At 73.3% G+C, this 1,807-nt stretch carries 2 protein-coding genes and 1 pseudogene; 2 read left to right on the forward strand and 1 reads right to left on the reverse strand.

The window, feature by feature from the left end; all coding sequences use genetic code 11:
* A partial coding sequence (locus tag IJH84_RS20855; protein ID WP_295147933.1) for a threonine aldolase family protein occupies positions 1-673 on the reverse strand: 673 nt, incomplete at its 3' end.
* A gap of 400 nt (positions 674-1,073) precedes the next feature.
* Between IJH84_RS20855 and IJH84_RS20860 the strand changes: the two genes are divergently transcribed.
* Both IJH84_RS20860 and IJH84_RS20865 read left to right on the forward strand, forming a co-directional pair.
* Entirely contained in the window at positions 1,074-1,592 is a 519-nt protein-coding gene (locus IJH84_RS20860; RefSeq protein WP_200068780.1) for a SigE family RNA polymerase sigma factor, read from the forward strand.
* A gap of 14 nt (positions 1,593-1,606) precedes the next feature.
* Positions 1,607-1,807 (forward strand): annotated as a pseudogene (locus IJH84_RS20865) (hypothetical protein); the annotation flags it as partial.

Here is a 1,807-nt window from a genome sequence, read left to right on the forward strand (position 1 = left end):
CGAGCACCCCGCCCTGGCGCACCCCGCCGCCGAGCATCTTGCGCACCCGGCGCGCCTCGCGGACGAAGTCGCTGGTGCCTGCCACCACCGAGCCGACAGGCGCGCCGAGGCCCTTGCTCAGGCACGCCTGCACGGTGTCCACGCCCACGGTCAGCGCCGCAGGCGGCACGCCGAGCGAAGTCGCGGCGTTCCACAACCGCGCCCCGTCCAGGTGCACCCGCAAGCCGCAGTCGCGCGCCGCGGCGGCCAGTTGCGCGTGCTCGTGCGGCGGGATCACGGCGCCGCCTGCGCCGTTGTGCGTGTTCTCCAGGCACAGCAGTGTGGTGCGCAGTGCGTCGTAGCGCTCCCCGTCGCTCGCTTCGGCGCGGATCACGTCGGCCGTGGGCCGTCCCGGACCGGCGTTCCACTCCAGCGGCTCGGGCATCCCGCCCGCGAGCCACGCAGCGGACCCGAGCTCGTGGGTGAGCACGTGCGCGCCGCGCGGCGCGAGGAACCGATCTCCCCGGTGCAGGTGCAACGACAGCGCGATCAGGTTGCCCATGGTGCCGCTGGGCACCCATAGCGCCGCGGCTGTGCCGAGCAGCTGCGCGGACTTCTCCTCCAACGCGCGCATCGTGGGGTCGTGGTCGAGCACGTCGTCCCCGACTTCGGCGGCGGCCATCGCCTTCGCCATCTTCTCGTCGGGGCGCGTGACCGTGTCGGAACGCAGATCGATGGATGCCGTTTTGGTCACGAACCGATCACACCACATCCGTGCGGGGGAGAGGCAACTGCGTGATCCAGGCCGGTCGGTTTCCCGGAGAACTCGCAGCGACGCGGGTCCGCTCCGTGGAACGGCGCCGTCCGCGGCCAACCCGGCCCCCCGCGCGAGCGTCAAGCATTGCGGAGGCAGGTGCGCGACATCGGTGCGCCCGTCGGCACTAAGGTGCCCGGCACGTGCCGACGGGCAGGTTCCGGCGGGCGAGGTGCGGTCCGCCGGGGTGGCGAACAGCACCGTGACCCGGCCTCGTGCAACGGTGGGAGGCGGGCGCACCGTCCTAGTCAGTGCAAGCACGGACGAGCGGAGAGTCCGCGTGGACCAGCGCGAAGAGCAGGAGTTCGCGGAGTATTTCGCGGCCCGGCGGGAGGCGGTGCGTCGAATGGCGTACATGATGTGCGGTGACTGGCACCGCGCGGACGACCTCGCGCAGACCGCGTTCATCTCGCTGCACCGGCATTGGCGCAAGGTGCGGGACAAGGGCGCGTTGGACGCTTACGTGCGCCGGACGCTCAGCCGCGCGGTGATCGACGAATCGCGCCGCCCGTGGCGGCGGGAACGCTTCACCGATGTGCTGCCGGACCGGCCCGCCGAGGGCGCGGAGGTCGACGACGGCATCGCGACCAGGCAGACCTTGGTGGCGGGCCTGCGGCAGGTGCCTGCCAAGCAGCGCGCCGTGCTGGTGCTGCGATTCCTGGAGGGGCTCGACGTCGCCGGGGTCGCCGAGGTCATGAAGTGCAGCGAAGGCACCGTGAAGAGCCAGTCCGCGCGCGGGCTGGAGGCGCTGCGGGCCGCGCTGGGCGGACAGCTCGACGATCTGCGGTCGACGTCGTGAGGAGGTGCGGGGAAGTGGACGAGGCAGAGCTCAGCGAGGTATTCCGGCAGGCCGCGCACGGCGGTCCCGCGGCGTCGTTCGACGCGCAGGACGTGCGGCGCGGCTCGCGCCGGGTGACCGCGCGCCGCCGCACGGCGCGGGCGGGCGGCACGCTGGTGTCCGCGGCCCTGCTGGCGGGCGGGGTCGGTTTCGGCACGGGTGCGCTCGGGCCGTCC

This window comes from Saccharopolyspora sp., from assembly GCF_017434145.1.
GTDB classification, from domain to species: Bacteria; Actinomycetota; Actinomycetes; order Mycobacteriales; family Pseudonocardiaceae; genus Saccharopolyspora_C; species Saccharopolyspora_C galaxeae.